Origin of the sequence: Streptomyces sp. NPDC058964, assembly GCF_042741275.1 — a bacterium.
Lineage (GTDB): Bacteria > Actinomycetota > Actinomycetes > Streptomycetales > Streptomycetaceae > Streptomyces.
Genome location: NZ_JBHYKH010000381.1, coordinates 1 through 6,083, shown reverse-complemented (window position 1 = coordinate 6,083; position 6,083 = coordinate 1). Strand labels below are relative to the sequence as shown.

The 6,083-nt window shown below is 71.0% G+C and carries 5 protein-coding genes; all 5 read right to left on the bottom strand.

Going from position 1 to position 6,083, the window contains the following annotated elements; translation table 11 throughout:
* Positions 1-143: 143 nt before the first annotated feature.
* On the bottom strand, positions 144-1,457 hold the full coding sequence (locus tag ACFW2E_RS33850) for an ABC transporter substrate-binding protein (RefSeq protein WP_384471843.1): 1,314 nt from the start codon (positions 1,455-1,457) through the stop codon (positions 144-146).
* Between the two features lie 270 nt (positions 1,458-1,727).
* Positions 1,728-2,513 carry a GntR family transcriptional regulator gene (locus tag ACFW2E_RS33845; protein WP_384471840.1) on the bottom strand — a complete coding sequence of 262 codons (786 nt, stop codon included), beginning with the start codon at positions 2,511-2,513 and terminating at the stop codon, positions 1,728-1,730.
* Positions 2,514-2,557: 44 nt separating this feature from the next.
* Positions 2,558-4,429, bottom strand: coding sequence for a 3D-(3,5/4)-trihydroxycyclohexane-1,2-dione acylhydrolase (decyclizing) (iolD, locus tag ACFW2E_RS33840; RefSeq protein ID WP_384471837.1), 1,872 nt, complete (start codon positions 4,427-4,429; stop codon positions 2,558-2,560).
* A complete protein-coding gene (gene iolB, locus ACFW2E_RS33835) occupies positions 4,429-5,325 on the bottom strand; it encodes a 5-deoxy-glucuronate isomerase (protein ID WP_384471834.1) in 897 nt (298 codons plus the stop codon). The genes iolD and iolB overlap by 1 nt, the downstream gene beginning before the upstream one ends.
* Positions 5,326-5,338: 13 nt before the next feature.
* A partial coding sequence (locus ACFW2E_RS33830; protein ID WP_384471832.1) for a deoxyribose-phosphate aldolase occupies positions 5,339-6,083 on the bottom strand: 745 nt, incomplete at its 5' end.

Here is a 6,083-nt window from a genome sequence, read left to right as displayed (position 1 = left end):
CCGGGCGGGACTCAGGCGGGCCGGCGGGCAGGGCGGCGGGGGGCGCCGCGGGCCGGCCCGCTTGGTCCCCGAGGCAGGGGCGGGAGGCGGCACGGCGGCCGCCTCCGGGGACTTCGTCGTCGTGTCGGTCGTCATGACGTCGCTCACGAGGACGCGAAGATCTGCTTCTTCTGGCGCTCGATCGACGACAGCAAGCCGTCCACGCCCTTGGGGTTCTGGAGGAACTTCTGCAGTCCGGGCTGCATCACCGTCGAGGTGAAGTCCGGCCGGGAGTCGCGGTCCATGAACTGGGTGAGGCTCTTGGCGTTGCCGATCATGTCGAACGCCTTCTTCTGCAGTGCCGAGTAGGAGGAGGTGTCGGCCTTGCTGGAGGCGGCCACCACACTCGGGTCGCCCTTGAGGTAGGCCTGCTCGGCCGCCGGGCTGCCCAGGTACTCCATCAGCTTGACGACACCGGAGTGGTTCTTGGGGGCCTTGCTGACCATGAAGCCGTCGGTGGGCGCCTCCACGGTGTCCTGGCCGTACGCGGAGTTGATCTCCGGGAAGGGGAAGAAGTCGAGGTCGTCCAGGTCTGCCTTGTTGGTGAACTGCTGGGCCACGAAGGAGCCCAGGAGGTACATACCGGCCTTCTTGGACACCAGCGTCTGCGCGGCGTCCTGCCAGGTGCGGCCCATGAAGCCGTCCTGGTGGTAGGGGAGGAGCTCGGCCCAGTGGTCGAATGCGGCCTTCACCTTGGAGTCGGTCCAGGAGGCCTTGCCCGCCATCAGCTGGACGTGGAAGTCGTAGCCGTTGAGGCGGAAGTTGATCTGGTCGAAGGTGCCCATCGCGGGCCAGGCGTCCTTGTCGCCGAAGGCGATCGGGACCAGCCCGTCCTTCTTCATCTGCTTGCACAGGGCGACCAGTTCGTCCCACGTGGCGGGGATCTTGTAGCCGTGCTGCTGGAAGACGCTCTTGCGGTAGAAGACCGCCCACGGGTACGTGGTCAGCGGAACGAAGTAGTACTTTCCGTCCTCGCCCTTGCTGAGCTTCTTCATCGCGTCGGGGAAGTTGTCCCCGATCTTCGCCCACACGTCGTCGATCGGCGTGGCGAGCTTCTTGGCCGCGAAGAACTGCATGCGGTACCCGGCGAACCAGTTGAACACGTCGTCCGGCGTGCCCTGCAGGTAGGAGTTGATCTGCTCCTGGAAGGTGTTGTGGTCCTTCGTGTTGACGTCGACCGTGATGCCGGACTGCTTCTTGAAGTCCGCGTAGACGGCCTCGAAGGCCTTCTTCGGCACGGCGTCGGACGCGTTGGAGCCGACGGTGACGGTCTTCGGGTCGGAGGAGGTGCCGCTGCCGCCGCACGCGGACAGCAGGGGTATTCCGGCACCGGCGAGGACGGCTGCTCCGCCGACTCCACGGAGCAGGGAGCGACGGCTGGGACCCGGAACGGCAAGACCCGAGGGCGAGAGGCGCATGGCGGCTCCTGAAGGCAGGGGTCCGGTCAAGGGGATGAGCCGGCCACCGAAAGGTTCTCGAAACCGATCAGAAACCAACTCGACCGAACATCGTGGGCGTAATAACAGCCGCATGTCCGGGCATGCGTCAATACCCTCACGTCCCTCTCGTGCGTCTCTTGCCCGAAACGTAATCGACACGATCACTCGCAAGTTCGTTCAGAAACCAACAGCCACTGAGCCCCCACGGCCCGGGTGGCCGTGGGGGCTGATGTGAGGGACGACTTCCGGTTACGGTCTGACCAGTAGCTGGAAGTCGAAGGAGTACCTCGACGCCCGGTAGATGTGCGTCCCGTACTCGACCGGACGGCCCGTGTCGTCGTACGCCGTACGCTGCATCGTGAGCAAGGCGGCACCCTCCTTCTCGTCCAGACGGGCGGCCTCCCCGGCGGTCGCCGACCGCGCGCCGACGGTCTGGCGGGCGCTGTGCAGGGTGATGCCCGCCGAGCGCATCATCCGGTACAGACCGGTCGACTCCAGGCGTTCCGTGTCGAGTTCGAGCAGGGTCGTGGGCAGGTAGTTGCACAGGAACGCCACGGGCTGGCCGTGCGTGCAGCGCAGCCGCTCCAGGACCGTGACCTCGCCGCTCTCCGCGATGCCCAGGGCCGCGGCGACGTCCGCAGCGGCCGGCACCACCTCGTTGCGCAGCACCCGCGTGGTCGGTCCCTGTCCGGCCGACTCCAGGTCGTCGTAGAGGCTGCTGAGTTCCAGCGGCCGTTTGACCTGACTGTGCACCACCTGCGTGCCGACGCCGCGCCGGCGGACCAGGAGGCCCTTGTCGACCAGGGACTGGATCGCCTGGCGGACCGTGGGCCGGGACAGTCCCAGCCGCACGGACAGGTCGACCTCGTTGCCCAGGAGGTTCCCCGGGGCCAGGACGCCGTGCTCGATGGCCGCCTCCAGCTGCTGGGCGAGCTGGTAGTACAGCGGCACCGGACTCGCCCGGTCCAGGTCGAAGTCCAGGGAGTCGAGCGCGGAGTCGGTCGGGGGACGAACGCGGTCACCGGTTCTCGCCACCGGGGCACCTCCTTCGGAGCGCGGGCACAGGTCGGTGGGGGAGTTCAGAGGTGCCGGCGGCGGCCGGCGACCTGGGTCTCGTAGCTCTCCCGGGCCCGCAGGGCGGCCTCGCGGGAGGCGGTCTCCGCGACCGGCACGTCCCACCAGGCCTCGGCCGGCGGGGCGGTGGGGGACGGGTCGGTCTCGACGTACACGCACGTCGGCCGGTCGCAGGCGCGTGCCGTGCCGAGCGCCTCGCGCAGCTCCCGTACGGTCTTGGCGCGCAGCACGTCCATGCCGAGGCTGGCCGCGTTGGCGGCGAGGTCGACCGGCAGCGGCGCGCCGGTGTAGGTGCCGTCGCCGGAACGGTGGCGGTACGCCGTGCCGAACCGCTCGCCGCCCACCGACTCGGACAGGCCGCCGATCGAGGCGTACCCGTGGTTCTGGATCAGGACCAGCTTGACCGGCAGGCCCTCCTGGACGGCGGTGACGATCTCGGTCGGCATCATCAGGTACGTGCCGTCGCCCACCAGGGACCAGACCACGGTGTCCGGGGCGGCCTGCTGGACACCGATGCCGGCCGGGATCTCGTACCCCATGCAGGAGTAGCCGTACTCCAGGTGGTACTGGCGCGGCGAGCGGGCCCGCCACAGCTTGTGCAGGTCGCCCGGGAGCGAGCCCGCCGCGTTGATCACCACGTCGTCGTCGCCGACCACGGCGTCGAGGGCGCCGAGCAGCTGTGTCTGGGTGGGGACCGCGTCCTCGTCGTCGGCCCGGAAGGCGGCCTCGACCACCCGCTCCCAGCGCTCCCTGCCCGCCCGGTACTCGGCCTCGTACGCCGCGTCCACCCGGTACCCGGCCAGTGCCCCGCCGAGCGCCTCCAGGGCCGCCCTGGCGTCGGCCACCACGGTCCGGGCGGCCAGCTTGTGGGCGTCGAAGGCGGTGATGTTGAGGTTCAGGAAGCGGACGCCGGGGTCCTGGAAGAGCGTGCCGGAGGCCGTGGTGAAGTCCGTGTACCTGGTGCCGACACCGATGACCAGGTCGGCGGTACGGGCGAGTCCGTCGGCGACCGCCGTGCCGGTGTGCCCGATTCCGCCCATGTCGGCGGGGTGGTCGTGGCGCAGGGAGCCCTTGCCCGCCTGGGTGGAGGCGACCGGGATGCCCGTGGCGTCCACCAGTGCCTGCAACGCGCCCTCGGCCTCGCTGTGGTGGACTCCGCCGCCCGCGACGATCAGCGGGCGCCCGGCGGCCCGGACGGCGCGGACCGCCTCGGCCAGCTCGACCGGGTCGGGAGCGGGACGCCGTACCCGCCAGATGCGCTCGGCGAAGAACTCCTCGGGCCAGTCGTACGCCTGGGCCTGTACGTCCTGCGGAAGCGCGAGGGTCACGGCGCCGGTCTCGGCCGGGTCGGCCAGCACACGCATGGCGTTCAGCGCGGAGGGGACGAGCGCCTCGGGCCGGGTGACGCGGTCGAAGTACCGCGACACCGGGCGCAGGGTGTCGTTCACCGAGACGTCCGCCTCGACCGGGTGCTCCAGCTGCTGGAGCAGCGGGTCGGGGGCGTGGCTCGCGAAGTAGTCGCCGGGCAGGAGCAGGACCGGCAGGCGATTGACGGTGGCCAGCGCCGCGCCCGTGACCAGGTTCGTGGCGCCGGGGCCGATGGAGGTCGTCACGGCCTGCGCGGACAGGCGGTCGAGGTGGCGGGCGTACCCGACGGCCGCGTGCACCATGGACTGCTCGTTGCGGCCCTGGTGGAAGGGCATGACGTCGCGGTACTCGACGAGCGCCTGGCCGATCCCGGCAACGTTGCCATGACCGAAGATGCCCCAGGTGCCGGCGATCAGCCGGTGCCGTACGCCGTCGCGTTCGGTGTACTGGGCGGACAGGAACCGCACGAGCGCCTGGGCGACGGTCAGGCGGACAGTGGTCGTGCTCATCAGGGCCTCTCGGGTGCGGTGTACAGCGGCAGACGGGGGTCGACGGGCCGGTGGGGCCAGGTGTCGCGGATCCAGGCGTGGTCGGGGTGGTCGCGGATCAGCCAGGCCCGTTCGGGGTCCGGACCCGCCATGACGTTCAGGTAGTACATGTGGTGCCCGGGGACCGCCATGGACGGTCCGTGCCAGCCGTCGGGGACGAGGACGACGTCTCCGTCGCGGACCTCGGCCAGCACGTCGGTGCCCCGGCCGTGCCCGGACGGCGAGACCCGGTGGTAGCCCAGCCCCGGTGTGCCGTCGTGGTCCTCGAACTCGAAGTAGTAGACCTCCTCGAGAACGGACTCCTCGCCGGGGCGGTGCTCGTCGTGCTTGTGCGGCGGGAAGGAGGACCAGTTGCCGCCGGGGGTGATCACCTCCACGGCGATGAGCCGGTCGCACTCCAGGACCCCGGCCGCGGCGAAGTTGTTCACCTGGCGGGAGCAGTTCCCGGTACCGCGCAGCTCCACCGGAACCGCGGGGGCCGGCCCGTAGCGGGCGGGCAGCCGTCTGGTGCAGCGGGCGCCGGCGAGCGCGAAGCGTCCGCCGCCGGCCGAGGTGAGCGTCGCACGGGCGTCCCGCGGGAGGTACGCGAAGTCGGTGACGGCACCGAACACGCTGTCGCGGCCGTGGAGCCGGAAGGTGTCGTGGCCGAACTCGTCGGTGCTGGTCACGGTGCAGCCGCCGGTGAGCGGGAGCACGATCCACTCGCTCTCGTCGGTGCCGAACGTGTGGGAGCCGCCCGGCGGCAGCTCCAGCACGCGCAGGCAGGAGAATCCCCAGCCTGCGCTCTCCGGCGAGACGTCCACGGCGTAGGGGCCGTCGAGTGCCTTGCCGGCCGGAAGGTGAAGCGCGCTGTTCATGGTCGCCTCCGAGTCACAGCAGGCCCACGGCCGTGTCGACCGCCCGCTCCACGCCGCCGTCGGCGGGGTAGAGCAGGGAGCGGCCGACGACCAGGCCGTGGACGGTGGGGAGCCGCAGGGCCTTGCGCCAGCGTTCGTAGGCGCCCTCCTGGTCGTCGCCGACCTCGCCGCCGAGGAGCACGGCGGGCAGCGTCGACGTCTCCATGACCTCCGCCATGTCGTCGGGGTTCTCGGTGACGGGCAGTTTCAGCCAGGTGTAGGCGGAGGTGCCGCCCAGGCCCGAGGCGATGGCGATGGAGCGGGTGACGGCCTGCGCGGACAGGTCGTTGCGGACGGCGCCCCCGGTCCTGCGGGAGACGAACGGCTCGACGAACAGGGGGAGCCGGCGTGCGGCCATGTCGTCCACGGCGCGGGCCGCGGACTCCAGGGTGGTCAGCGAGCCCGGGTCGGTGTGGTCGATGCGGAGCAGCAGTTTGCCCGCGTCGAAGCGGAGCCGCTCGATGTCCTGGGCGCGGTGGCCGGTGAAGCGGTCGTCCATCTCGAACACGGAGCCGGCCAGACCGCCCCGGTTCATCGAGCCCATCACCACCTTGCCGTCCAGCGCCCCGAGCAGCAGCAGATCCTCCAGGATGTCGGCGGTGGCCAGCACCCCGTCGACACCGGGCCGCGACAGCGCCACGCACAACCGCTCCAGCAGATCGGACCGGTTGGCCATCGCCAGCGTGCGGCCGCCGACGCCCAGGGCGCCGCGCGCCGGG

What these genes read in the sequence shown, in the direction of transcription:
- ACFW2E_RS33850 (WP_384471843.1), bottom strand. Translation starts at nt 1,457, where the DNA reads ATGCGCCTCTCGCCCTCGGGTCTTGCCGTTCCGGGTCCCAGCCGTCGC.
- iolD (WP_384471837.1), bottom strand. Translation starts at nt 4,429, where the DNA reads ATGAGCACGACCACTGTCCGCCTGACCGTCGCCCAGGCGCTCGTGCGG.
- iolB (WP_384471834.1), bottom strand. Translation starts at nt 5,325, where the DNA reads ATGAACAGCGCGCTTCACCTTCCGGCCGGCAAGGCACTCGACGGCCCC.